At 71.9% G+C, this 24,320-nt stretch carries 23 protein-coding genes; 1 reads left to right on the top strand and 22 read right to left on the bottom strand.

Going from position 1 to position 24,320, the window contains the following annotated elements:
• Positions 1 to 63 precede the first annotated feature (63 nt).
• The 11 genes from rpoZ to pyrR all read right to left on the bottom strand — a co-directional run bounded on the left by rpoZ (position 64) and on the right by pyrR (position 11,643).
• Entirely contained in the window at positions 64 to 336 is a 273-nt protein-coding gene (gene rpoZ, locus ACIBW6_RS18955; RefSeq protein WP_005319902.1) for a DNA-directed RNA polymerase subunit omega, read from the bottom strand.
• A gap of 50 nt (positions 337 to 386) precedes the next feature.
• On the bottom strand, positions 387 to 944 hold the full coding sequence (gmk, locus tag ACIBW6_RS18950) for a guanylate kinase (protein ID WP_399060913.1): 558 nt from the start codon (positions 942 to 944) through the stop codon (positions 387 to 389).
• Between the two features lie 61 nt (positions 945 to 1,005).
• A complete protein-coding gene (locus ACIBW6_RS18945) occupies positions 1,006 to 1,329 on the bottom strand; it encodes an integration host factor (protein ID WP_026246651.1) in 324 nt (107 codons plus the stop codon).
• A gap of 237 nt (positions 1,330 to 1,566) precedes the next feature.
• Positions 1,567 to 2,415: an orotidine-5'-phosphate decarboxylase gene (gene pyrF / locus ACIBW6_RS18940; protein ID WP_399060911.1), complete on the bottom strand. Its 849-nt coding sequence runs from the start codon at positions 2,413 to 2,415 to the stop codon at positions 1,567 to 1,569.
• A complete protein-coding gene (locus tag ACIBW6_RS18935) occupies positions 2,412 to 3,563 on the bottom strand; it encodes a quinone-dependent dihydroorotate dehydrogenase (protein WP_399060908.1) in 1,152 nt (383 codons plus the stop codon). The genes pyrF and ACIBW6_RS18935 overlap by 4 nt, the downstream gene beginning before the upstream one ends.
• A 78-nt stretch (positions 3,564 to 3,641) precedes the next feature.
• Positions 3,642 to 6,950 carry a carbamoyl-phosphate synthase large subunit gene (carB, locus tag ACIBW6_RS18930; protein ID WP_399060906.1) on the bottom strand — a complete coding sequence of 1,103 codons (3,309 nt, stop codon included), beginning with the start codon at positions 6,948 to 6,950 and terminating at the stop codon, positions 3,642 to 3,644.
• Positions 6,943 to 8,085: a glutamine-hydrolyzing carbamoyl-phosphate synthase small subunit gene (gene carA / locus ACIBW6_RS18925; protein WP_399060904.1), complete on the bottom strand. Its 1,143-nt coding sequence runs from the start codon at positions 8,083 to 8,085 to the stop codon at positions 6,943 to 6,945. The genes carB and carA overlap by 8 nt, the downstream gene beginning before the upstream one ends.
• Entirely contained in the window at positions 8,082 to 8,669 is a 588-nt protein-coding gene (locus tag ACIBW6_RS18920; RefSeq protein ID WP_399060902.1) for a hypothetical protein, read from the bottom strand. Before ACIBW6_RS18920 ends, carA begins: the two co-directional genes overlap by 4 nt.
• Entirely contained in the window at positions 8,666 to 9,955 is a 1,290-nt protein-coding gene (locus ACIBW6_RS18915) for a dihydroorotase (RefSeq protein ID WP_399060900.1), read from the bottom strand. Before ACIBW6_RS18915 ends, ACIBW6_RS18920 begins: the two co-directional genes overlap by 4 nt.
• 2 nt (positions 9,956 to 9,957) lie before the next feature.
• Positions 9,958 to 10,935, bottom strand: a complete 978-nt coding sequence (locus ACIBW6_RS18910) for an aspartate carbamoyltransferase catalytic subunit (RefSeq protein WP_399060898.1) — start codon at positions 10,933 to 10,935, stop codon at positions 9,958 to 9,960.
• 108 nt (positions 10,936 to 11,043) lie between these two features.
• Positions 11,044 to 11,643 carry a bifunctional pyr operon transcriptional regulator/uracil phosphoribosyltransferase PyrR gene (gene pyrR, locus ACIBW6_RS18905; protein WP_399060896.1) on the bottom strand — a complete coding sequence of 200 codons (600 nt, stop codon included), beginning with the start codon at positions 11,641 to 11,643 and terminating at the stop codon, positions 11,044 to 11,046.
• A 243-nt stretch (positions 11,644 to 11,886) separates the two neighbouring features.
• Between pyrR and bldD the strand changes: the two genes are divergently transcribed.
• Positions 11,887 to 12,387 carry a transcriptional regulator BldD gene (gene bldD / locus ACIBW6_RS18900; RefSeq protein ID WP_338694408.1) on the top strand — a complete coding sequence of 167 codons (501 nt, stop codon included), beginning with the start codon at positions 11,887 to 11,889 and terminating at the stop codon, positions 12,385 to 12,387.
• Positions 12,388 to 12,499: 112 nt separating this feature from the next.
• On the opposite strand, the gene ACIBW6_RS18895 is transcribed toward bldD, so the two are convergent.
• The 11 genes from ACIBW6_RS18895 to mltG form a co-directional block, all read right to left on the bottom strand.
• Positions 12,500 to 13,948, bottom strand: coding sequence for a pyridoxal phosphate-dependent decarboxylase family protein (locus tag ACIBW6_RS18895; RefSeq protein ID WP_399060894.1), 1,449 nt, complete (start codon positions 13,946 to 13,948; stop codon positions 12,500 to 12,502).
• 16 nt (positions 13,949 to 13,964) lie between these two features.
• Positions 13,965 to 15,368 carry an MFS transporter gene (locus ACIBW6_RS18890; protein WP_399060892.1) on the bottom strand — a complete coding sequence of 468 codons (1,404 nt, stop codon included), beginning with the start codon at positions 15,366 to 15,368 and terminating at the stop codon, positions 13,965 to 13,967.
• A gap of 109 nt (positions 15,369 to 15,477) precedes the next feature.
• A complete protein-coding gene (gene nusB, locus ACIBW6_RS18885) occupies positions 15,478 to 15,912 on the bottom strand; it encodes a transcription antitermination factor NusB (protein ID WP_383491153.1) in 435 nt (144 codons plus the stop codon).
• A gap of 2 nt (positions 15,913 to 15,914) precedes the next feature.
• Positions 15,915 to 16,481, bottom strand: coding sequence for an elongation factor P (gene efp / locus ACIBW6_RS18880; RefSeq protein ID WP_399060889.1), 567 nt, complete (start codon positions 16,479 to 16,481; stop codon positions 15,915 to 15,917).
• 72 nt (positions 16,482 to 16,553) lie between these two features.
• Complete coding sequence (locus tag ACIBW6_RS18875; protein ID WP_399060888.1) at positions 16,554 to 17,672, bottom strand: M24 family metallopeptidase; 1,119 nt, start codon at positions 17,670 to 17,672, stop codon at positions 16,554 to 16,556.
• A gap of 119 nt (positions 17,673 to 17,791) precedes the next feature.
• Entirely contained in the window at positions 17,792 to 18,631 is an 840-nt protein-coding gene (locus ACIBW6_RS18870; RefSeq protein ID WP_399060886.1) for a Pro-rich N-terminal domain-containing protein, read from the bottom strand.
• 134 nt (positions 18,632 to 18,765) lie between these two features.
• A complete protein-coding gene (gene aroB / locus ACIBW6_RS18865) occupies positions 18,766 to 19,857 on the bottom strand; it encodes a 3-dehydroquinate synthase (protein ID WP_399060884.1) in 1,092 nt (363 codons plus the stop codon).
• Positions 19,854 to 20,369: a shikimate kinase gene (locus ACIBW6_RS18860; protein WP_399060882.1), complete on the bottom strand. Its 516-nt coding sequence runs from the start codon at positions 20,367 to 20,369 to the stop codon at positions 19,854 to 19,856. The genes aroB and ACIBW6_RS18860 overlap by 4 nt, the downstream gene beginning before the upstream one ends.
• Positions 20,366 to 21,550, bottom strand: coding sequence for a chorismate synthase (gene aroC / locus ACIBW6_RS18855; protein WP_399060880.1), 1,185 nt, complete (start codon positions 21,548 to 21,550; stop codon positions 20,366 to 20,368). Before aroC ends, ACIBW6_RS18860 begins: the two co-directional genes overlap by 4 nt.
• 145 nt (positions 21,551 to 21,695) lie before the next feature.
• Complete coding sequence (locus ACIBW6_RS18850) at positions 21,696 to 22,529, bottom strand: shikimate dehydrogenase (RefSeq protein WP_399060878.1); 834 nt, start codon at positions 22,527 to 22,529, stop codon at positions 21,696 to 21,698.
• Positions 22,510 to 24,213: an endolytic transglycosylase MltG gene (gene mltG, locus ACIBW6_RS18845; RefSeq protein WP_399060876.1), complete on the bottom strand. Its 1,704-nt coding sequence runs from the start codon at positions 24,211 to 24,213 to the stop codon at positions 22,510 to 22,512. Before mltG ends, ACIBW6_RS18850 begins: the two co-directional genes overlap by 20 nt.
• Positions 24,214 to 24,320 lie beyond the last annotated feature (107 nt).

The raw sequence follows: 24,320 nt of genomic DNA, 5'->3' as shown, positions 1-24,320 counted from the left end.
GACTCCATGACACACCACAGGCCCGACAGCCGGGCTGTCGGGCCTGTGGAAAAGCTCTGCGGACTACTGCGCGGGGCCCTCGATGGCCTCGGACGTCAGCAGGCCCGCGTTGATCTCGCGCAGGGCGATCGAGAGGGGCTTCTCGTGGACGTGCGTGTCCACCAGCGGGCCGACGTACTCGAGGAGGCCCTCACCGAGCTGCGAGTAGTACGCGTTGATCTGACGCGCGCGCTTGGCGGCGTAGATGACCAGGCTGTACTTCGAGTCGGTGGCTTCGAGCAGCTCATCAATCGGCGGGTTGATGATGCCCTCGGGCGCGGTGATGGAAGAGGACACTCTCTGCCTTCCGATGGGGGCCGGGACCGATGTCCCGACTGGGGTAAAGATCAAAGAACTTTCATCAAGGCTAGCAGCTCACGCGCCACGTCCTCGACGGAGGTATTGACAAGGGTCGTGTCGAACTCCGCCTCGGCGGCCAGTTCGATCTTGGCGGCCCCGAGCCGGCGCTCGATGACCTCGGGGGCCTCGGTGCCGCGCCCGGTGAGCCGGCGGACCAGCTCCTCCCAGCTCGGCGGAGCCAGGAAGACCAGCTGCGCCTCGGCCATCGACTCCCGGACCAGGCGTGCGCCCTGGAGGTCGATCTCGAGCAGGACCGGCTCGCCGGCCTCGAGGTGATCGAGGACGGCGCGGCGCGGAGTGCCGTAGCGGTTCCCCGCGAACTCGGCCCACTCCAGGAGCTCGCCGTTGGCGATCAGCTTGTCCATCTCCTCGTCGGTGACGAAGAAGTAGTGGACCCCGTGCTGCTCGCCGGGGCGCGGCTTGCGGGTCGTCGCCGACACCGAGAGCCAGACCTCGGGGTGTTCCTTGCGCATGTGGGCGACAACCGTGCTCTTGCCGACCCCCGAGGGGCCGGAGAGCACGGTCAGCCGCGGACGTTCACTCATGCAGCGATTATTCCAGTTGTTCCGGAGTGCCCGGACCAGCCCGGGGGCCGGCCCGTGACGCTCAGGCTCCGGTGCTGCCGAACTCGCGCTCCAGGGAGGCGATCTGGTTGGAACCGAGACCGCGGACCCGGCGGGATTCGGAGATCCCGAGACGCTCCATGATCTGCTTGGCGCGGACCTTGCCCACGCCCGGCAGGGACTCGAGGAGGGCGGAGACCTTCATCTTGCCGATGACGTCGTTCTCCTGGCCCTGCTTGATGACCTCGTGGAGGGAGGCGCCGGAGTGCTTGAGTCGATTCTTGACCTCGGCCCGCTCCCGGCGAGCCGCGGCGGCCTTCTCGAGCGCGGCTGCGCGCTGTTCAGGGGTAAGGGGCGGAAGAGCCACGCCTACGTCACCTCGGATGTCGAAACTGGTCGGACAGGGACCGGTGAGGAACCTAGTCGCCCCACACCTCTCGACGGAGACTAGCGGCCAAGGCCGCCCGAGTCAGCGAGAACGAACGAAAAGTCCTGGTCAGCCTCGCACGAGCCGTGCATATCGGACAAAACAACCAGTAATTCGGTCAGGATTCGGACGCCGGGCCCGAGGTCGGCACGGAGTGCCACCCCCGGGCACCTCTCCTCAGGCGCCGTCGACCGCCTCACGCACCTCGTCAGCGAACCGTACGGCCGCCTCGCGCAGGGCCGTCACGGACGGTCCGGCCTTCAGGACACCGCGGCTCACGTTCGGTACGACGTTGCGCACGGCGGCCCCGAACACCGTCGGGAGATCGGCGGCCGTGGCGCCCTGTGCCCCGATGCCGGGGGCGAGGAGCGGACCGTTGACGGAGAGCTCGTAGGACGACAGGTCCCCGAGGGTCGCTCCGACCACCGCGCCGAACGAGCCCAGGGGGTCCTCCCCCGCGTTCTCCTCGGCCAGGTGCGCCAGCATCGTGGCGCCCACGGTGCGGCCGTCGGCGCGCACCGCGTGCTGGACCTCGCCGCCCTCGGGGTTGGACGTGAGCGCGAGGACGAACAGACCCGCGCCGGACGCGCGCGCGAGGTCGACGGCCGGCTTCAGCGAGCCGTACCCCAGGTAGGGCGAGACGGTCAGCGCGTCGGAGAAGAGCGGGGAGTCCCGGTGCAGGAAGGTCTGCGCGTACGCCGCCATGGTGGAGCCGATGTCGCCCCGCTTGGCGTCCATGACGACCAGGGTGTCCGCGGCCCGCAGATCGGCGACGGCGCGCTCCAGGACGGCGACGCCGCGCGAGCCGAACCGCTCGAAGAACGCCGACTGCGGCTTCACCACGGCGACCGTGCCGGCCAGGGCCTCGACCGTCGTGCGGGTGAAGGTCTCCAGGCCCGCGATGTCGTCGCCGAGGCCCCAGGAGGACAGCAGGGCGGCGTGCGGATCGATGCCGACGCACAGGGGGCCGCGCTCGTCCATGGCGCGGCGCAGGCGGGCGCCGAAGGGCTGCTGCGGTGCGGTCATGCGGATTCCGCCTTCTTCACGTCGGCCTGCGGCGCGTCGGCCCGCTGCTCGGTGGACTTCTTCACGTCGGCGCCGACCGCGTCGGCCAGGGTGGCGTACGGGGAGGCGTTCAGGCGGGCGGCGAGGCCCTTGTGGATCGCGCGGGCGTAGAACGGGCCCTCGTAGATGAAGGCCGAGTAGCCCTGGATGAGCGTGGCGCCCGCGAGGATGCGCTGCCAGGCGTCCTCGGCGGTCTCGATGCCGCCGACGCCCACGAGGGTGACCTGGTCGCCCACGCGCGCGTAGAGGCGGCGCAGCACCTCCAGGGAGCGCTCCTTGAGGGGCGCCCCGGACAGCCCGCCGGTCTCCTGCACGACGCCGCCAGTGGTGGCGAGGCCGGCGCGGGAGATCGTGGTGTTGGTGGCGATGACGCCGTCCAGGCCGAGTTCGACGGCGAGGTCGGCGACCGCGTCGATGTCCTCGTCGGCGAGGTCGGGCGCGATCTTCACGAGGAGCGGGACGCGGCGGCTGCGCACGGTGCGGTCGGCGGCCTCGCGCACGGCGGTGAGCAGCGGGCGCAGCGCCTCGGTGGCCTGGAGGTTGCGCAGGCCCGGGGTGTTGGGCGAGGAGACGTTGACGACGAGGTAGTCGGCGAAGGCGGCGAGCCGCTCGGTCGACTTCACGTAGTCCGCGGCGGCCTCGGACTCGGGCACGACCTTGGTCTTGCCGATGTTGACGCCGACCGTGGTCCGGAAGACCGGGTTGCGGGAGGCGAGGCGGGCGGCGACGGCCAGCGAGCCTTCGTTGTTGAAGCCCATGCGGTTGATGAGCGCACGGTCCTGCACGAGCCGGAAGAGCCGCTTCTTGGGGTTGCCGGGCTGCGGCTCGCCGGTGACGGTGCCGATCTCGACGTGGTCGAAGCCGAGCATCGCCATGCCGTCCACGGCGACGGCGTTCTTGTCGAAGCCGGCGGCGAGCCCGAAGGGGCCGTGCATCCGCAGACCGAGGGCCTGCGTGCGCAGCTCTTTGTGGCGCGGCGCGAGGGCGGCGGCGATGAAGGTGCGCAGGACGGGGACGCGGGCGGCGCCCCTGATCCAGCGGAAGGCCGCGTAGTGGGCCTTCTCGGGGTCCATGCGCGTGAAGACGAGGTGGAAGAACAGCTTGTACATGATCAAGTCCTCTGGACGAGCCCGCGGCGGGCCTCGTGAAGAGGGGGACACCGTTTCCGGTGTCCCCCTCGTGGGCTGCTAGTCGCGGGTCGCGGTCAGGTGCTCCGCGTGTTCCTGCAGGGAGCGGACGCCGACGTCGCCGTTGTTGAGGGCGTCGATGCCCTGGACGGCGGCGGCGAGCGCCTGGACCGTCGTCAGGCACGGCACGGAGCGGGAGACGGCCGCGGTGCGGATCTCGTAGCCGTCGAGGCGGCCGCCGGTGCCGTAGGGGGTGTTGACGATGAGGTCGACGTCGCCCGAGTGGATCAGCTGGACGATGGTCTTCTCGCCGTTCGGGCCCTCGCCCTCGGACTGCTTGCGCACGACGGTGGCGCTGATGCCGTTGCGCCGCAGCACCTCGGCCGTGCCGGAGGTGGCGAGCAGCTCGAAGCCGTGGGCGACCAGCTCACGGGCCGGGAAGATCATCGAGCGCTTGTCGCGGTTGGCGACGGAGATGAACGCCCGGCCCTTGGTCGGCAGCGGCCCGTAGGCGCCGGCCTGCGACTTGGCGTACGCCGTGCCGAAGACGGTGTCGATGCCCATGACCTCGCCGGTGGAGCGCATCTCCGGGCCGAGGACCGTGTCGACGCCGCGGCCGTGGATGTCGCGGAAGCGCGACCACGGCATGACGGCCTCCTTGACGGAGATCGGCGCGTCGAGCGGGAGGGTGCCGCCGTCGCCGGTCTTCGGCAGGAGCCCCTCGGCGCGCAGCTCGGCGACGGTGGCGCCCAGCGAGATGCGGGCGGCGGCCTTCGCGAGCGGCACCGCGGTCGCCTTGGAGGTGAAGGGGACGGTACGGGAGGCGCGCGGGTTGGCCTCCAGGACGTAGAGGATGTCCCCGGCGAGCGCGAACTGGATGTTGATGAGGCCGCGCACGCCGACGCCCTTGGCGATGCCCTCGGTGGAGGCGCGCAGGCGCTTGATGTCGAAGCCGCCGAGGGTGATCGGGGGCAGGGCGCACGCCGAGTCGCCGGAGTGGATGCCGGCCTCCTCGATGTGCTCCATGACGCCGCCGAGGTAGAGCTCCTCGCCGTCGTAGAGGGCGTCGACGTCGATCTCGATGGCGTCGTCCAGGAAGCGGTCCACGAGGACCGGTCGGGACGGGCTGATCTCGGTCGACTCCTCGATGTACGAGGACAGCCGGGTCTCGTCGTAGACGATCTCCATGCCGCGGCCGCCGAGCACGTAGGACGGGCGGACGAGGACCGGATAGCCGATCTCGTCGGCGATCGCCTTCGCTTCCGCGAACGTGGTGGCGGTGCCGTGCTTGGGCGCCGGGAGGCCGGCCTCGGCGAGGACGCGGCCGAAGGCGCCGCGGTCCTCGGCGGCGTGGATCGCCTCCGGGGAGGTGCCGACGACCGGCACGCCGTTGTCCTTGAGCGCCTGGGCGAGGCCCAGCGGGGTCTGGCCGCCGAGCTGGACGACGACGCCCGCGATCGGGCCCGCGAGGGACTCGGCGTGCACGATCTCCAGCACGTCTTCCAGCGTGAGCGGCTCGAAGTACAGGCGGTCGGAGGTGTCGTAGTCGGTGGAGACCGTCTCCGGGTTGCAGTTGACCATCACGGTCTCGTAGCCCGCGTCGCTGAGCGCGAAGGAGGCGTGGACGCAGGAGTAGTCGAACTCGATGCCCTGGCCGATGCGGTTCGGACCCGAGCCGAGGATGATCACCGCGGGCTTGGTGCGCGGCGCGACCTCGGACTCCTCGTCGTAGGAGGAGTAGAAGTACGGGGTCTTCGCGGCGAACTCGGCGGCGCAGGTGTCGACCGTCTTGTAGACCGGGCGGACGCCGAGGGCGTGCCGGACCTCGCGGACGACGTCCTCGCGCAGGCCGCGCAGCTCCGCGATCTGCTGGTCGGAGAAGCCGTGCCGCTTGGCCTCGGCGAGCAGCTCCGCGTCGAGCCGCTCGGCGGCGGCCAGCTCGTCGGCGACCTCCTTGATGAGGAAGAGCTGGTCCACGAACCAGGGGTCGATCTTCGTGTAATCGAAGACCTCCTCGGGGGTGGCGCCCGCCCGGATCGCCTCCATGACCGTGTTGATGCGGCCGTCGGTCGGGCGCACGGAGGCTTCGAGGAGCTCCTTCTTGTCGCCGACCGGGCCGACGAAGGTGAACTGCGAGCCCTTCTTCTCCAGGGAGCGCAGCGCCTTCTGGAACGCCTCGGTGAAGTTGCGGCCGATCGCCATGGCCTCGCCGACCGACTTCATGGTGGTGGTGAGGGTGGAGTCGGCGCTCGGGAACTTCTCGAAGGCGAAGCGCGGGGCCTTCACGACCACGTAGTCGAGCGTCGGCTCGAAGGAGGCCGGCGTCTTCTCGGTGATGTCGTTCGGGATCTCGTCGAGCGTGTAGCCGACGGCCAGCTTGGCGGCGATCTTCGCGATCGGGAAGCCGGTGGCCTTGGAGGCGAGCGCGGACGAGCGCGACACACGCGGGTTCATCTCGATGACGATGACGCGGCCGTCTTCGGGGTTGATCGCGAACTGGATGTTGCAGCCGCCGGTGTCGACGCCGACCTCGCGGATGATCGCGATGCCGATGTCGCGCAGCCGCTGGTACTCGCGGTCGGTCAGCGTCATGGCGGGCGCGACGGTGATGGAGTCGCCGGTGTGCACGCCCATCGGGTCGAAGTTCTCGATGGAGCAGACGACCACGACGTTGTCGTTCTTGTCGCGCATCAGCTCCAGCTCGTACTCCTTCCAGCCGAGGATGGACTCCTCCAGGAGCACCTCGGTGGTCGGGGAGAGCGTCAGGCCCTGTCCCGCGATGCGGCGCAGCTCCTCCTCGTCGTGCGCGAAGCCGGAGCCGGCGCCGCCCATGGTGAAGGAGGGGCGCACCACGACGGGGTAGCCGCCGAGGGTGTCGACGCCCGCGAGGACGTCGTCCATGGAGTGGCAGATCACCGAGCGGGCGGACTCGCCGTGCCCGATCTTCTTGCGGACCTCCTCGACGACGCCCTTGAAGAGGTCGCGGTCCTCGCCCTTGTTGATCGCCTCGACGTTGGCGCCGATCAGCTCGACGCCGTACTTCTCCAGGACGCCCTGCTCGTGCATGGAGATCGCGGTGTTGAGCGCGGTCTGGCCGCCGAGGGTGGGCAGGAGCGCGTCGGGGCGCTCCTTGGCGATGATCTTCTCGACGAACTCGGGGGTGATCGGCTCGACGTACGTGGCGTCGGCGATCTCCGGGTCGGTCATGATCGTCGCGGGGTTGGAGTTCACGAGGATGACCCGCAGGCCCTCGGCCCGCAGGATGCGGCACGCCTGGGTGCCGGAGTAGTCGAACTCGGCGGCCTGGCCGATGACGATCGGGCCGGAGCCGATGACCAGGACGGACTGGATATCGGAGCGCTTAGGCACGCTGGCCCTCCATCAGGGTGACGAAACGGTCGAAGAGGTACGCGGCGTCGTGCGGGCCCGCGGCGGCTTCGGGGTGGTACTGGACGGAGAAGGCCGGCTGGTCGAGCAGCTGGAGGCCCTCGACGACCTGGTCGTTCAGGCAGACGTGGGAGACCTCGGCGCGGCCGAAGGGGGTCTCGCTGACCTTGTCGAGCGGCGCGTCCACGGCGAAGCCGTGGTTGTGCGCGGTGACCTCGACCTTGCCGGTGGTGCGGTCCTGCACCGGCTGGTTGATGCCGCGGTGGCCGTACTTCAGCTTGTACGTGCCGAAGCCGAGGGCGCGGCCGAGGATCTGGTTGCCGAAGCAGATGCCGAACAGCGGCGTCCTGCGGGCGAGGACGGCGCGCATCAGCGCGACCGGTCCTTCGGCGGTGGCCGGGTCACCGGGGCCGTTGGAGAAGAAGACGCCGTCGGGGGCGACCGCGAACAGCTCCTCCTCGGTGGCGGTGGCGGGCAGCACGTGCACCTCGATGCCGCGCTCGGCCATCCGGTGCGGGGTCATGCCCTTGATGCCGAGGTCGACGGCGGCGACGGTGAACTTCTTCTCGCCGACGGCCGGGACGACGTAGGTCTCCTTGGTGGCGACCTCCTCGTACAGGCTCGCGCCCTTCATCTGCGGCTGCGCCTGGACCTTCGCGACCAGCTCGGCGTCGGCCGGCAGCGTCTCGCCGGCGAAGATCCCGGAGCGCATGGAGCCGCGCTCGCGCAGGTGGCGGGTGAGGGCGCGGGTGTCGATGCCGCTGATCCCGACGACGCCCTGGGCGACCAGCTCGTCGTCGAGGCTGCGCCGCGAGCGCCAGTTCGACGGGATGCGCGCGGGGTCGCGCACGACGTAGCCCGAGACCCAGATGCGGGCCGACTCGTCGTCCTCGTCGTTCCAGCCCGTGTTGCCGATCTGCGGGGCGGTGGCGACGACGATCTGGTGGGCGTACGACGGGTCGGTGAGGGTCTCCTGGTAGCCGGTCATGCCGGTGGAGAAGACGGCCTCGCCGAAGGTCTCCCCCACGGCCCCGTAGGCGCGGCCGCGGAACACGCGGCCGTCCTCCAGGACGAGTACGGCGGGAGTTTTGGCGGCTCCCCTGGTGGAGGTGGTCATCGTGCGGTGCCTTCCGTCGTGATGGTCGTCTTGACCATGTCGTTCAGTGTGGTGACCCAGGCGGCCTGCTCGGCGGCGTGGTCGGAGCGGAACCCGGAGTCGATCAGCCGGTCGCCGTGGGCCCAGGTGACGATCAGCAGACCGCCCTCCGTGAGGACCTTGCCGGCGATGCCCTTGTCGAGCCGGGCCTCGCGCAGCGCCTCGGCCGGGACGAAGAAGTCGCTCGCACCGGGGCGTACGACGTCGAGTCCGGCGTCGGTGAGGGTCAGCTCGACGCGGCTGCGGGTACCGAGGCCGTGCGCCACGATGCGGTCGAGCCACTGCCCGGCGGTGGTGGAGCCGTGGTACCGGCCGCTCATCGTCATTCTGGGCTCGCCGGGCTCCGCGGGCGACTGCGGGAGCGGCGCCAGGTCGCCCTGGAGGGTGCCGCGCCACTTCCAGCCCTGGCGCATCAGCCAGTAGACGAGGGCGACGAAGAGCAGCAGCCCGACGATCCAGCCGATCCGGTCGGCCCAGTCGGTCACGTCCGCCGACTTCTGTTCGGCGGCCAGGACCAGCGGGCGGATGGTGTGCAGAGAGGTCACGCGAGCTTCCCGTCGGCGAGGGTGGCCTTGCCCCGCAGCCAGGTGTGGGTGACGCGCCCCGGCAGCTCACGGCCCTCGTAGGGGGTGTTGCGGCTGCGGGAGGCGAAGCCCGCGGGGTCAACGCTTCCACGGTAGTCGGCGTCGACCAGAACCAGGTTGGCGGGCTCACCTGCCGAGACGGGCCGTCCGTGGCCCGTGGCCCGGCCGATCTCGGCGGGCTTGACGGACATGCGGTCGGCGACGCCCGCCCAGTCGAGCAGTCCGGTGTCGACCATGGTCTGCTGCACGACGGACAGGGCGGTCTCCAGGCCGACCATGCCCATGGCGGCGGCGGCCCACTCGCAGTCCTTGTCCTCGTGCGGGTGCGGGGCGTGGTCGGTGGCGACGATGTCGATCGTGCCGTCGGCGAGCGCCGCGCGCAGCGCCATGACGTCCTTCTCGGTGCGCAGCGGCGGGTTGACCTTGTAGACCGGGTTGTAGGAGCGCACCAGCTCGTCGGTGAGGAGCAGGTGGTGCGGGGTGACCTCGGCGGTCACGTCGATGCCGCGGGACTTGGCCCAGCGCACGATCTCCACGGACCCGGCGGTCGACAGGTGGCAGATGTGCACGCGGGAGCCGACGTGCTCGGCGAGCAGCACGTCCCGGGCGATGATCGACTCCTCGGCGACGGCGGGCCAGCCGCCGAGCCCGAGCTCGGCGGAGACGGTGCCCTCGTTCATCTGGGCGCCCTCGGTGAGCCGGGGCTCCTGCGCGTGCTGGGCGACGACGCCGCCGAAGGCCTTCACGTACTCCAGGGCGCGGCGCATGATCACGGCGTCGTGGACGCACTTGCCGTCGTCGGAGAAGACGGTGACGCCGGCGGTGGACTCGTGCATGGCGCCGAGCTCGGCGAGCTTCTGTCCCTCCAGGCCCACGGTGACGGCGCCGATGGGCTGCACGTCGCAGTAGCCGTGCTGCCGGCCGAGGCGGTACACCTGCTCGACGACACCGGCGGTGTCGGCGACCGGGAAGGTGTTGGCCATGGCGAAGACGGCGGTGTAGCCGCCGGAGGCGGCGGCCCGGGTGCCGGTCAGCACGGTCTCGGAGTCCTCGCGGCCCGGCTCGCGCAGGTGGGTGTGGAGGTCGACCAGGCCCGGCAGCAGGACCTTGCCCCGGGCCTCGACGACCTCGTCGGCACCGTCGGCGCTCAGCCCGGCTCCGACCTGGGCGATGACGGCCCCGTCGATCAGGACGTCCTGCGGCTCGCCGCCGAGCACCTTCGCACCGCGGATAAGGATCTTGCTCATGGTTACTTCTCCTCGGTACGAGAGTGGGTGACGGCGGGCTCGTTGCCGCCGAGCAGCAGGTAGAGGACGGCCATCCGGGTGTGGACGCCGTTGGCGACCTGCTCGATGGCGGTGCAGCGGCCGGAGTCCGCGACCTCGGCGGTGATCTCCATGCCGCGGACCATCGGGCCGGGGTGCATCACGATGGCGTGCTCCGGCATCCTGGCCATCCGGTCGCCGTCGAGGCCGTAGCGGCGGGAGTACTCGCGCTCGGTCGGGAAGAACGCGGCGTTCATCCGCTCGCGCTGGACGCGGAGCATCATCACGGCGTCGGACTTGGTGAGCGTGGAGTCGAGGTCGTAACTGACCTCGCAGGGCCAGGTCTCGACGCCGACGGGGAGCAGGGTGGGCGGCGCGACGAGGGTGACCTCGGCGCCGAGGGTGTGCAGCAGGTCGACGTTCGAACGGGCGACGCGGCTGTGCAGGACGTCGCCGACGAGCGTGACGCGCTTGCCGTCCAGGCCGTGTCCGAGCCCGGCGTCGGCGCCGACCAGGCGGCGGCGCATCGTGAAGGCGTCCAGGAGCGCCTGGGTGGGGTGCTGGTGGGTGCCGTCGCCCGCGTTGATCACCGGGGCGTCGATCCAGCCGGAGGTGGCGAGCCGGTAGGGGGCGCCGGACGCGCCGTGCCGGATGACGACGGCGTCGACGCCCATCGCCTCCAGGGTCTGCGCGGTGTCCTTGAGGGACTCGCCCTTGGAGACGCTGGAGCCCTTGGCGGCGAAGTTGATGACGTCGGCGGACAGCCGCTTCTCGGCGGCCTCGAAGGAGATCCGGGTCCGGGTCGAGTCCTCGAAGAAGAGGTTGCAGACGGTGCGCCCGCGCAGGGCGGGCAGCTTCTTGATGGGCCGGTCGGAGACGCGGGCCATCTCCTCGGTGGTGTCGAGGATGAGGACGGCGTCGTCGCGGGTGAGATCGGCGGCCGAGATGAGGTGTCGCATCATCGGGGGGTGCTCCGTAGGGAGATTCAGAAGATTTCGGGGCATACGGGCGCGTGGGGGCACACCTGTCGGGGCGTACGGCCCCTCGCGGGGACGTACGCGCACAGGTGGCTACTGCTCGGCCGCCCTGGCGGCCCGCTTGGCACCGAGCAGCACGGCGTCGCGGCCGTCCTCCTCGGCGAGCTGGACCTTGACGGTCTCCCGCAGCGACGTGGGCAGGTTCTTGCCCACGTAGTCGGCGCGGATCGGCAGTTCGCGGTGGCCGCGGTCGACGAGGACCGCGAGCTGGACCGCGCGCGGTCGCCCGATGTCGTTCAGGGCGTCGAGGGCGGCGCGGATGGTGCGGCCGGAGAAGAGCACGTCGTCGACGAGGATCACCAGGCGGCCGTCGATGCCGTCGCCGGGGATCTCGGTGCGGGCCAGCGCGCGCGGGGGGTGCATGCGCAGGTCGTCCCGGTACATCGTGATGTCGAGCGAGCCGACGGGGACGGTGCGGCCGGTGATCTCGGCGAGCTTCTCGGCGAGCCGGCGGGCGAGGAAGACGCCGCGCGTGGGGATGCCCAGGAGGACCACGTCCTCGGCGCCCTTGGCGCGCTCGACGATCTCGTGGGCGATGCGGGTCAGTACCCGCGCGATGTCAGGGCCTTCGAGGACGGACCTGGCGCCGGAGTGCTCAGCAGTCTCGGCGGCTTTGGCGTTCTGCGTGTCCATACGAAACGGACCCCCTTCTCCGCCTCACGGGACGGATCTTAAAGGACGTCGGAATTGCGCCATCCAGACTACCAGCCCCCGAACGGCGCCGATCACCTCCCTGAAGGTGCGAGAACGCCCGTTTTGGGAGAGAGTCGGTACGGACCATTCGGCTTGACGCGGCCAAGTAACGCTGCGTAACCTCACAGTGAGTTACCAGCCACGCGGCGCAGCCGCACAGTGATGCAGTGTCCGGGGAGCTATATGTCCAGCGAATACGCCAAGCAGCTCGGGGCCAAGCTCCGTGCGATCCGTACCCAGCAGGGCCTTTCCCTCCACGGCGTCGAGGAGAAGTCCCAGGGACGCTGGAAGGCGGTCGTGGTCGGGTCGTACGAGCGCGGTGACCGTGCCGTCACCGTGCAGCGCCTCGCCGAGCTGGCGGACTTCTACGGGGTCCCCGTGCAGGAGCTGTTGCCCGGGACCACCCCCGGCGGCGCCGCCGAGCCGCCGCCGAAGCTGGTCCTCGACCTGGAGCGCCTGGCCCACGTGCCGCCGGAGAAGGCGGGCCCGCTGCAGCGGTACGCCGCGACGATCCAGTCGCAGCGCGGCGATTACAACGGCAAGGTGCTCTCGATCCGCCAGGACGACCTGCGCACCCTCGCGGTCATCTACGACCAGTCGCCCTCGGTCCTGACCGAGCAGCTGATCAGCTGGGGCGTGCTCGACGCGGACGCGCGGCGCGCGGTGGCGCACGAAGAGGTCTGAGCGGGGCGGTAGCGAAGAAACGTCACATCCCAAGGGGCGGAGCCGGACGGCTCCGCCCCTTGGTGTCTTTCCCTGAGTGTCTTCCCCTGAGTGTCTTTCCCGGCGGGCGGGCTCAGATCCGGTAGAGCCGTCCGACGACCTCCGGCAGCAGCCGCTCGCTCAGCCGCGGCGGCAGCGCCTGGAGGACCGCGAGCACCGGCGCCATCCGCCCGGGCAGCCTGCCGTCCGGGCCGACGCCCGCCAGGGCCAGCGCCGCCTCCACCTCCTCCGGGCCGAGCGCGTCCGGGTCGAGCGCACCGGCCGCCTCGACGAGCGCCGGGTCGACCCGCACCGGCCCGGCCGCCCGTGCGCGGACCACCGCCTTCTCCAGATCGCCGAGGAGCAGCCGCACGGTCTCCTCGTCGGCGACCGCGGCGGTCACCGTCAGATGCACGGTGGCGGGGAACGCCCCGAACGCGGGTTGCGGCTGGAGGTACCAGCCGCTCCCCCGGATCTCGTCCGCCACCACGAACACGTCGACCCCGGGATCGTCGGCGGCGACCGCGAGCAGCGAGGCGCCCGGTCGTGCGAGCAGCCGCAGCCCCGCGATCCGGTCGATGCCCGCGGCCAGCCCCCGGGTCGCCCGGTGTACGCGCGTCGACAGCGCGGAGTAACCTCCGGCGCCGACGCGCTCGGTCACGGCCCAGGCCGCCGCGAGCGGCCCGGCGGACTTGGTGCCCTGGAGGGTGGAGTTGACGACGGGGTAGCCGGGCCAGGAGGCGTGCGAGAACCAGCCATGGCGGCGCAGCCCGGCGTCCCGGAAGAGGAGGAGCGAGGCGCCTTTCGCGGTGTACGCGTATTTGTGGAGGTCCACCGAGAGGGAGGTCACGCCGGGGACGGACAGGTCGAACGGCGGGATGTGCGGTGCGTCCTGGGTGACGTGTCCGGCGTCCACGGCGGCCCGCAGGTGTCCGAGGTACCAGCCGCCGATGCAGGCGTCGACATGGCAGAGGACCCCGCGCCGGGCCGCCTCGGCCGCGACCTGCGCGACCGGGTCGATGACGCCGTGCGCGTAGGAAGGGGCCGAGACGACGGTCAGCGCGGTGCGGTCGGTGAGGGCCGCGGCCATGTCGACGGGGCGCACCGCACAGGTGTCCGGGTCGACGGGCACGCTGACCACGCGCAGCCCGAACAGTTCGGCGGCCTTGTGGAAGGCGGCGTGCGCCGTCTCGGGCAGGACCAGCTCGGGGTCGCGCACGCCCCGCGTCGCGCGGGCGTGGTTGCGTGCCGTCAGGACCGCGAGCAGACAGCTCTCGGTGCCGCCGCTGGTGAAGGTGCCCGCGCCGCCGCCGAGCAGCGTGGTAGCCCGCCGCACCAGGTCGTTCTCCAGCTCGACCACGCTCGGGAACGCCGTCATGTCGAGCCCGTTGACCCCGGCGAAGGCGGCGTGCGCGGCGCTCGCCAGTTCGTCGAGCCCGTCGAGCCCGGAGTCGTAGACGTAGGCCATGGTGCGGCCCCCGTGGACGGGGAGGTCGCCCGCGCGCAGTGAGGCGAGGCGCGCCAGGATCGGGTCGGTCGTCATGCGCACACTCCGGTCGTCATGCGGCTCCTTCGGTTCGGGTGGCCGGACGGGCGGCGGACGCGTCGCGCAGCCGGACCAGTTCGGCCTCGGTGAGGCGGTAGCGGGCCAGCAGGGGCAGGCTGAGCAGCAGCAGTGCGGCGGGCAGGGCGCCGAAGCCGACGACGATCGCGGTGAGCGCGGAGCCGGGCTGGGCCACACGGTGGTCCGCGTCGGACGAGACGAACCCGCCGAGGGCGAGCACCAGGCCGAACAGGCCGGGCCCCAGAGCGAGCCCGAGCGTCTCGCCCGCGGTCCACAGGCCGGTGAAGACCCCGGCCCGGCGCCGGCCGCTCCGGTAGGCGTCGGCGGCGATCGCGTCGCCCAGCATCGCCATGGGCAGCAGCTGCATCCCGGCGTAGCCCACCCCGGCCACGGCGACGGCCGCGTAGATCAGCGGGGCCGGCAGGGCCCGGCCGGCGGCGGCCCCGAGACACCCCAGCAGGAAGCAGAGCGAGGCCCAGACCGCCGCGTTCCGCTTGCCCGCGCGGCGCCCGGCGGCCAGCCAGAGCCCCATGGCGAGCAGCGACGGGACGATGAGGCACAGGAACAGCAGCGTCGTGGCGCCGGGCCTGCCGAGGATGTACGTGGCGAAGTACTGGGTCCCTGCCAGCATCAGGCCGCTCGCCGCGGCCTGGGTGACGAAGGCGCCGAGCAGCCAGGCGAAGGGCGCGTTGCCGCGGGCGGCCAGGAGCTGGGCCCGCAGGCCGGGCTCGCTCGTGGCGTCCAGGACGCTCCGGGTCCCCGCGGTCGCGGCCACGGCGGCGAGCATCCCGGCGGCGAGCAGGGCGCCGATCACCGCGCCCATCAGCCGGTAGCCGCCCGCGCTGCCCCGGTCCTCGGCGGTGGCTCCGGCGAGCAGCGGCGCGACGGCCCCGGAGAGCAGGATGGCGACGGCCAGGAACGCCACGCGCCAGGACATCACGCGGGCGCGCTCGTCGGGGTCGGCGGTCAGTTCGGCGGGCAGCGCGACGTAGGGGACCTGGAAGCAGGCGTACGCGGAGGCGGTGAGCAGGAAGAGCAGCGCGACGTACGCGGCGGCGGGCCCGCCGCCGAGGCCCGGCGCGGCGAACATGGCCGCGAAACAGAGGGGCATGGTGAGCGCGCCGAGCAGCATCCAGGAGCGGCGCGGGCCCAGGCGCGCGCGGGTGGTGCGGTCGGAGCGGCTGCCGATCCACGGGTTGAGCAGGACGTCCCATGCCTTGGGCAGGAAGACGAGCAGCCCGGCGAGGCCCGCGCCGACTCCGAGGACGTCGGTCAGGTAGTAGAGCAGCAGCAGGCCGGGGACGGTGCCGAAGGTGCCGGTGGCGAAGGAGCCGAGGCCGTAGCCGACGCGCACGCGCACGGGGAGGGCGCCGGTGCCGCCGGGGCCGGAGGGGGACATGCCCGCAACCTATTTCGGCCCCGGGGAACGCACCAGGCCCGAAGCAGAACAATGTTCATGTTCTGCCTCGGGCCTGCGGTGTCACGCGTGCTCCGCGGTGGCGTGGGGGCTATGCCTCGTCGCGGCGGAGCGAGGGCTTCAGGTCCTTGAACCGGGCCAGAAGTCCGTTGATGAATGCCGGGGAATCGTCGGTGGAGAACTCCTTGGCGAGCGAGACCGCCTCGTCGAGGACCACGGCGTCCGGCGTTCCGTCGACCCAGATCAGCTCGTAGGCGCCGAGCCGCAGGATGTTGCGGTCGACGACCGGCATCCGGTCCAGCGTCCAGTCGACGGAGTACTGCGAGATCAGCTCGTCGATGCGGCGGGCCTTGGGGGCGTACCCCTCGACCAGCTCCATCGTGTACTCGCTGACGGGCGGCTGCTGGGGATCGCTGTGCGAGTTCTTGACCCAGTCCGCGAGGACCGTCACGACGTCGGCGCCGCGCTGGTCGGCCTCGAAGAGGATCTGGAAGGCTCGCTTGCGGGCCGTGTTACGGGCAGCCACGGTTAGCTGTTCACCCGGCCGAGGTAGTCGCTCGTGCGGGTGTCGACCTTGATCTTCTCGCCCTGGGTGATGAAGAGCGGGACGTTGATCTGGTGCCCGGTCTCCAGCGTGGCGGGCTTGGTGCCACCGGTGGAGCGGTCGCCCTGGACGCCCGGCTCCGTCTCCTGGATGACGAGCTCGACGGCGGCCGGCAGCTCGACGAAGAGCACCTCGCCCTCGTGCTGGGCGACCGAGGCGTTGAAGCCCTCGATCAGGAAGTTGGCGGCGTCGCCGACGGCCTTGCGGTCGACGTGCAGCTGGTCGTAGGTCTCCATGTCCATGAAGACGAAGTAGTCGCCGTCCATGTAGGAGAACTGCATGTCGCGCTTGTCGATCGTGGCCGTCTCGACCTTGACGCCGGCGTTGAACGTCTTGTCGACGACCTTGCCGGAGAGCACGTTCTTGAGCTTGGTGCGCACGAAGGCCGGGCCCTTGCCGGGCTTGACGTGCTGGAACTCGACGACGGACCAGAGCTGGCCCCCGTCGAGCTTGAGCACCAGGCCGTTCTTGAGGTCGTTCGTGGAAGCCACGGTTGCGGAATCTCCTGGACTGACGTGGACGACCCCGGGGCACGTGCTCGGCCGCCGGCCGGATTGCTCCGGCTAGAGCGCGAGCAGCTCCTTGGTCGTGATGGTGAGTAGCTCGGGTCCGCCGTCCGCCTCGGGGCGGACGACGAGCGTGTCATCGATCCGGACGCCGCCCCGGCCCGGGAGGTGGACCCCCGGTTCGACGGTGACCGGCACACAAGCGTCCAGTTTACCCATGGCCGCGGGGGCCAGTTGCGGGTCCTCGTCGATTTCGAGTCCCACGCCGTGCCCGGTCAGCTGGGCGAGCCCGTCACCATACCCCGCCGCGTCCAGGACGTGACGGGCGGCCCGGTCCACCTCGCGGCACTCGGCGCCGGGCACCAGCGCCTCCCGTCCGGCCCGCTGAGCGGCGAAGACGTGGTCGTAGAGGTCGATCTGCCACTGCGCGGGCGAGGTCCCGATGACGAAGGTGCGGCCGACCTCGCAGCGGTACCCGCGGTAGGTGGCGCCCAGGCACACGGAGAGGAAGTCGCCCTCCTCGACGCGGCGGTCGCTGGGCCGGTGGCCGCCACGGCCGGAGTTCGGCCCCGTGCCCACGCAGGTGGGGAAGGCGGGCCCGTCCGCGCCATGGTCGACAAGTCGACGTTCCAGCTCCAGGGCGAGGTGGCGCTCGGTGCGGCCGACGAGGATCGACTCCAGCAGTTCGCCGAGGGCCTGGTCCGCGATCTCGGCGGCGATGCGCAGACAGGAGATCTCCTCCTCGTCCTTGACCAGGCGCAGCTGCTCGACGGCCCGGTCCAGGTCGGTCAGGAGCAGCCCGGGCGCGACCGAGCCGATGGCGCGGTGCCTGGCCATCGTCAGGTGGTGCTCCTCGACGGCGAGGGAGTCGGCGCCCTGCGCGAGGGCGACGTCGGCGGCGGCGACGGCCGGGTCGCCCGCGGGCGACGCAAGGAGCTGCACCCGCAGCGCCTCGTCGGGCCGCCCCTCGGCGATCTGTCCGCTCGGGGAGCGCCCGCACAGCAGGACGTCGCCGCTGCCACCGGAGTCCCGGCCGACCAGCAGCACCGCACCGGGCGGGGCCGCCCCGGTGAGATAGCGGACGTTGGCGGAGCGCGACACGAGGGCGGCGGCGCTGCCGCCCGCTGCCGCGCGCTCTCTGAGCCGGTTCCGTCGTGCCGCGTACACCTCTGCCATGGAGCCGAGCGTACGAGCGCGGGGCCCCGGCGGCCGGTTCAGCGCGTCCGGACGGGCGTCGCCGCCGCCACCACCAGGGGCGGGCTCACCACCGGGGCGGGCTCACCCTTGCGACGGGCTCACCATTGCGGCGGGCTCGCGATGGCGCGGGCGAGCACCTCGTCCAGGACCTGGGCCGTGGCGGCCACGTCGAGCTGGGAGTTGTCGATGATCGGCAGCCCCGATCCGTACCAGCCGGCCATCCGGCCGTGGATGCGGGCCACTTCCTCGTCGCTGAGGCGGCGGTTGCCGCTGCGCTGCGCGTTGCGCTCCAGGACGATCTCCAGGCCCGGCAGCAGGACGACGGGGAGCAGCCCGGGGCCGACGTGCCGCTTCCAGCCACCGAGGCCGACGACCGGCCGGTCGGGGAAGACGGCGTCGTCGAGGATGCAGGAGATCCCGTTCGCCAGGAAGTTGCGCGCGGCGAAGCCGCAGGTGCGGCGGGCGAGGCGGTACTGCGCCTCACTGTTGTCGTTCCACCCGGTCTGCGGGTCGGCGAAGCCGGAGCGCACCCACTCGCGGACGTCGTCGAGGCTGATGTGCGCGGTGGGCACCCGGCGGCACTCCGCCCAGTGCTTGGCGACGCTGGTCTTGCCCGCGCCCGCCGGGCCGATGAGCAGCACGGCGAGGGTGGTCGCGCCCGGGTCGGCGGGGGCCTGCGCGGGCGGCGGGGCCGGCACCGCGACCGGGCCGCCGGGCGGGAGCTGGACATGGCCGGTCGTCTCGCGCGCCGCCGGAGCGGGCGGGACGGGGTGGGGCGCCTGGGGGTGCGGCGGTACCTGCGGCGGGTGCGCGGCACCGGCGAAGCCCGGGGCCCCGGGGTGCTGCTGCTGCGCCGCCGGCGCCGCCGGCCAGGGGCCGGCCGGTCCCTGCCCCGGCCGATGGGGCGGTGGCAGCGGAGACCCCACTGCGTGCTGCATCCGGTGCCACTCCGTCTCGTACAACCGTCACTGGGGCGCCGGCGATCAGGGCGCTACCGAACGGTACCGTCCCCGGCCGCCGTTGTGTGAACGGCCGGGGAGGTCGCAAAGTGCCCGCTGCCGAACAAGCGGCGCTATTCGGCCACTTCGCCGTAGGCGGCGAGCAGGACGGCGGGGTCCGGGCCCTCCAGGACGGTGGGCTTGCCGAGGCCGTCGAGGACGATGAAGCGCAGCAGGTCGCCGCGGGACTTCTTGTCGACTTTCATCGTCTCCAGGAGCTTGGGCCACTGGTCGTAGCGGTAGCTCAGCGGGAGACCGACGGACTCCAGGACGGTGCGGTGCCGGTCGGCGGTCGCGTCGTCGAGGCGCCCGGCCAGGCGGCCGAGTTCGGCGGCGAAGTGCATGCCGACGGAGACGGCCGCGCCGTGGCGCCACTTGTAGCGCTCGTTCTTCTCGATGGCGTGGGCGAGGGTGTGGCCGTAGTTGAGGATCTCGCGCAGGCCCGACTCCTTGAGGTCGCCGGAGACCACCTCGGCCTTGACCTTGATGGACCGCTCGATCAGCTCGGCGGTGTGCGGTCCGGCCGGGGTGCGCGCGGCGGCCGGGTCCTCCTCGATGAGCTCCAGGATGCGCTCGTCCGCGATGAAGCCGGCCTTGATGATCTCGGCGAGCCCGGAGACGTAGTCGTGGACCGGGAGGGAGTCGAGCGCGGCGAGGTCGCAGAGCACACCGGCCGGCGGGTGGAAGGCGCCCACAAGGTTCTTGCCCTCGGCGGTGTTGATCCCGGTCTTGCCGCCGACGGCGGCGTCGACCATGCCGAGCACGGTCGTCGGGACGGCGATCCAGCGCACCCCGCGCAGCCAGGTGGCCGCCACGAACCCGGCGAGGTCGGTGGTGGCGCCGCCGCCGACGCCGACGATGACGTCGGAGCGCGTGAAGTTCGACTGCCCGAGCGCCTTCCAGCAGTAGGCGGCGACCTCGGCGGTCTTGGCCTCCTCCGCGTTCGGCACCTGGATGGCGACCGCCTCGAAGCCCTGCTCGGCCAGGTCGGCGCGGAGCGCCTCGCCGGTCTCGGCCAGCGCCTCGGGGTGCACGATGGCGACCCGCTTGGCCCGGTCCCCGATCAACGAGCCCAGCTCGCCCAGCAGCTGCCGTCCGACCAACACCTCGTAGGGGTCGGTACCGGCGGTGCCGCCGACCTGGATCCGGGTCACTTCGTCGCTCATGCCTGCTTCAACTCCAGTGCGTCGAGGACGGCCTGGGCCACCTCGTCGGGACCACGGCCGTCGGTGGCCACGACCACCGTGGCCACCTCGGTGTACAGATGCCGCCGGGCCTCCATCAGCTCGCGCCACTGCTTGCGCGGGTTGACGGCGAGCAGCGGCCGGGCCACGTTCAGGCCGGTGCGGCCGACCGCCTCCTCGACGTCCATCGAGAGGTAGACGACCCGGTGCCCGGCGAGCAGGGCCCGGGTGTCGGCGTCGAGGACGGCGCCGCCGCCCAGGGCGAGAATCCCGTCGTGCTCGGCGAGGCCGGCCGCGACGGCCGCCTTCTCCAGGGCGCGGAAGCGCTCCTCGCCGTCGTCGACGAAGATCTCCGCGATGGTCCGGCCCTGCGCGGCCACGATGTCCTCGTCGGTGTCCCGCAGGGCGGCGCCGAGCCGCTCGGCGAGCAGCGCGCCCACCGTCGACTTGCCGACGCCCATCGGCCCGACGAGCACGACCTTCGGGCCGCTCACCGGATCTGCAGGTTCTCGAGGTACGACGTCACGTTGCGCCGGGTCTCGGGCACGCTGTCACCGCCGAACTTCTCGGCCACCGCGTCCGCGAGGACGAGGGCGACCATGGCCTCGGCGACGATGCCGGCCGCGGGCACCGCGGAGACGTCGGAGCGCTGGTGGTGGGCCTGCGTGGCCTCGCCGGTGGCGACGTCCACGGTCCTCAGCGCGCGCGGCACGGTCGCGATCGGCTTCATCGCGGCGCGCACCCGCAGCAGTTCGCCGGTGGACAGGCCGCCCTCGGTGCCGCCCGCGCGGCCGGAGACGCGGCGGATGCCCTCGGGGGTGCTGACGATCTCGTCGTGCGCCTGCGAACCGGGCACCCGCGCCAGGTCGAAGCCGTCGCCGATCTCGACGCCCTTGATGGCCTGGATGCCCATCAGCGCGCCGGCCAGGCGGGCGTCGAGCTTGCGGTCCCAGTGCACGTGCGAGCCGAGGCCGACCGGGACGCCGTAGGCCAGGACCTCGACGACGCCGCCCAGGGTGTCGCCGTCCTTGTGGGCCTGGTCGACCTCGGCCACCATCGCCTTCGAGGCGTCGGCGTCCAGGCAGCGCAGCGGGTCGGCGTCCAGCTTCGCCACGTCGGAGGGCTTGGGGTAGACGCCCTGGGGCGCCTTGACCGAGCAGAGCTCGACGACGTGGGAGACGATCTCGATCCCGGCCGTCTCCTTCAGGTACGACCGGGCGATCGCGCCGAGCGCGACCCGGGCCGCGGTCTCGCGCGCCGAGGCGCGCTCCAGGATCGGCCGCGCCTCGTCGAACCCGTACTTCTGCATGCCCGCGAGGTCGGCGTGGCCGGGCCGGGGCCGGGTCAGCGGCGCGTTGCGCGCGAGGCCCGCGAGGACCTCGGGGTCGACCGGGTCGGCCGCCATGACCTGTTCCCACTTGGGCCACTCGGTGTTGCCGACCATCACCGCGACGGGCGAGCCCAGGGACAGCCCGTGCCGGACGCCGCCCAGGAACGTGATCTCGTCCTGCTCGAACTTCATCCGCGCCCCGCGCCCGTACCCGAGACGGCGCCGGGCCAGGTGGTCCGCCACCATCTCCGTGGTGATCGGCACCCCGGCGGGCAGCCCCTCCAGCGTCGCCACAAGCGCGGGTCCGTGCGACTCCCCCGCGGTCAGCCAGCGCAACCTGCTCAACGATGCTCCTCATGCTCGCGCACTGCGTTCGGGCTCAAAGGGCGGGCACCGGGTGCGCGGCCCGGCCCACCGTGTGCCCCCGATCCTCCCACGGCCCGCGGCGGGACCGTCGCCGCGTCCGCCCTCCGGACGCGGCGGGCGGGCCTCAGCCCAGCGCGCGCAGGCCCGCCTCGCGCATCGCGGCGAGCACCGGCCGCGACTCCCCCGTGAACTGCTCGAACTGGAAGACGGCCTGGTGCACGAGGAGGTCGAGACCGCTCAGGACCGGGCCGTCGCACCGCTGCCAGGCCGCCGCGAGCGGCGTCGGCCACGGGTCGTACACCACGTCGAACAGGGTCCCCACCCGCTCGGGGACCGCGTCCGCCAGGTGGTCCGTGCCGCCCTTCGGTGTCGTGGAGATCACCAGCGGCGCCTCGAAGGCGGCGGCCGCGTCCGCCCAGTCGGCCGTGCGCACCGCGACGCCGAGCCGCTCGCCCCAGCCGCGCATCTCCTCGGCCCGGTGCTCGCTGCGTACGTAGGCGACGACCTCGCCCGAGCAGATCCGGGAGAGGGCGGCCAGTGCCGAGGAGGCGGTGGCGCCCGCGCCGAGGACCGCGGCGGAGGCGACCTTCTCGACGCCCTGTTCGCGCAGTGCGGCCACGAGTCCCGGGATGTCGGTGTTGTCGCCGGTCCTGCTCCCGTCGGGGTGGCAGACCACGGTGTTCACGGCCTCGACGGAGGCCGCGGTGTCGGTGACCGCGTCGAGCAGCGGGATCACCGCCCGCTTGAGGGGCATCGTCAGCGACAGGCCGGCCCACTCGGGCCCCAGCGTGGCGAGGAAGCCCGCGAGCGCCGCCTCGTCGACGTCGAACCGGTCGTACGTCCAATGACCGAGGCCGAGCGCCGCGTACGCCGCGGTGTGCAGCTGTGGGGAGAGGGAGTGGGCGATGGGCGAGCCGAGTACGGCGGCCCGGCGTGTATCAGTTGCCCTGGCTTGCATTGAACTTGTCCCTCAGCCTCTCGAACTCGGCGTGCGTCTTCGCGAACTCGGTCTTCTCCATGCCGTCCGTGGCCACGAAGTACATCCAGCCGCCGGACGTGGGATCGAGCGTCGCGGTGAACGCCTCGTCACCAGGGTTGCCGATCGGCCCGGGCGGCAGCCCCTTGCGCGTGTAGGTGTTGTACGGGTCCTTGTTGCTGTGGATCTCGGACTCACCGATGTTGATGTTGCTCTGGCCCCTGAGGTAGTTGTACGTCGAGTCGAACTGCAGGAGCTGGTTGGTCTCGGTGTTGCTGGTCTTGAGGCGGTTGTAGACGACCTCGGCCATCTTGCGGAAGTCGTCGTGGGTCTTGCCCTCGGCCTGGACGAGGCTCGCCACGGTCAGCACCTGCCAGGGGCTTTCGAGGTGGAGACTGGCGGCCTTGTCCTCCAGGTGCAGTGCCGCGTACTTGTCGTTGGCCCGGGAGACCATGTCCTTCAGCACGTCCTCGGGCTTCATGCCCTTGGCCGCGGCGTAGCTCGACGGGAAGAGGAAACCTTCGAGCGGGTCCTTCACGTCGGGGTGGTTCAGCGCCCAGCCGGGCAGGCCGAGGTCCTTGTACTGCTGCTTCGCGACCTTGGCCGTGGTGCCCTTGCCGACGTTCAGCTTCTTGTCGATCTCCTCGTAGACCCGGGCGTTCCGCCAGCCTTCGTGCACGATCAGGTTGGCGCGGCTCTTCGGGCTCAGCATCAGGTCGACCGCGCTGGCCCCGGACATCTTCTTCTGCAGGATGTACGCGCCGTCCTGGATCGACTTGCCCTCGGAGTCCGCCGACTGGGCCGCGACGAACGCGTCGACGCTCTGCACGACGCCCGCGTCCTTGAGCGCCTGCCCGATGGCGTAGCCGCCCGCGCCCTTGGGGATGACGACGGTGACCCTCTCGCCGTTGCCCGAGCCCGCGTAGTCCGGCGCCGAGCCGAACTTGTCCTGGTAGAACTGGTAGCCGAAGTAGCCGACGCCGCCGACACCGGCCGCGAAGACCACGGTCAGGACCAGGCAGGCACAGCCGCTGCGACGCTTCTTCGGCTTCTTGCCGCCGCGTCCGCGCCGGGCGCCCCGGCCCCCCCGCTCGTCGTCCTCGTCCTCGCCGTACTCGTCGTCCTCGCCGCTGAAGAACGCGTGCTCACCCTGGTCGGGGCCCGCGTCCCAGCCGGTCTGCTCGGGCTCGGGCGCCCGGCGGCGGCCCGGGGGCTCGGGCGGCGGGTAGGCGCCGGGGGTGTCGTAGTAGTCCGGCTGTTCGCCGCCGTACGCCGCGGGCGTCGCCGCGCCGTAGGGGTCCATGGGATCGATGCCGTACGGGACCTGACCGTGCGCGGCGTGCGGGTCCCAGCCGCCCTGGCCCTGGTTCGGGTCCTGCCCGCCGCCGTACGCCTGCTGTCCGTAGCCCGGGTCCTGGTGGTAGCCGGCGTGCTGCCCGTACCCCTGGCCCTGCGCGTAACCCGGGTCCTGGCCGTAGCCGGACTGGTGTCCCGTCCCCCAGTCGCCCTCGTAGTGCTGCTGCTGCGGCTGCTGCGGGTCGTAACTCCCCTGGCCGCCGTAGGCAGGCTGGCCGGATCCGGCCTGCTGCCCCCACCCCTGGTCCCCGTACAAGGGGTCCTCGGGGTGCCACGGTTCGGAGCCTTGGCCCCGGCCATACTCAGTCATCGATCCCCTACAAGCCGCGAGGCGGTGGGGGAGCCCAGGTCCGGTGAGTCAGGAGGGCAACCGTTCCGCCTCTTTCTGCTGTGCGGCAGCTGTTCGAACGCCGCCGG

The sequence above is a fragment of the Streptomyces sp. NPDC049813 genome (assembly GCF_044465085.1).
Classification (GTDB): domain Bacteria; phylum Actinomycetota; class Actinomycetes; order Streptomycetales; family Streptomycetaceae; genus Streptomyces.
The sequence above is the reverse complement of the archived record's forward strand: the minus strand, read 5'-3'. Positions and strand labels throughout refer to the sequence as shown.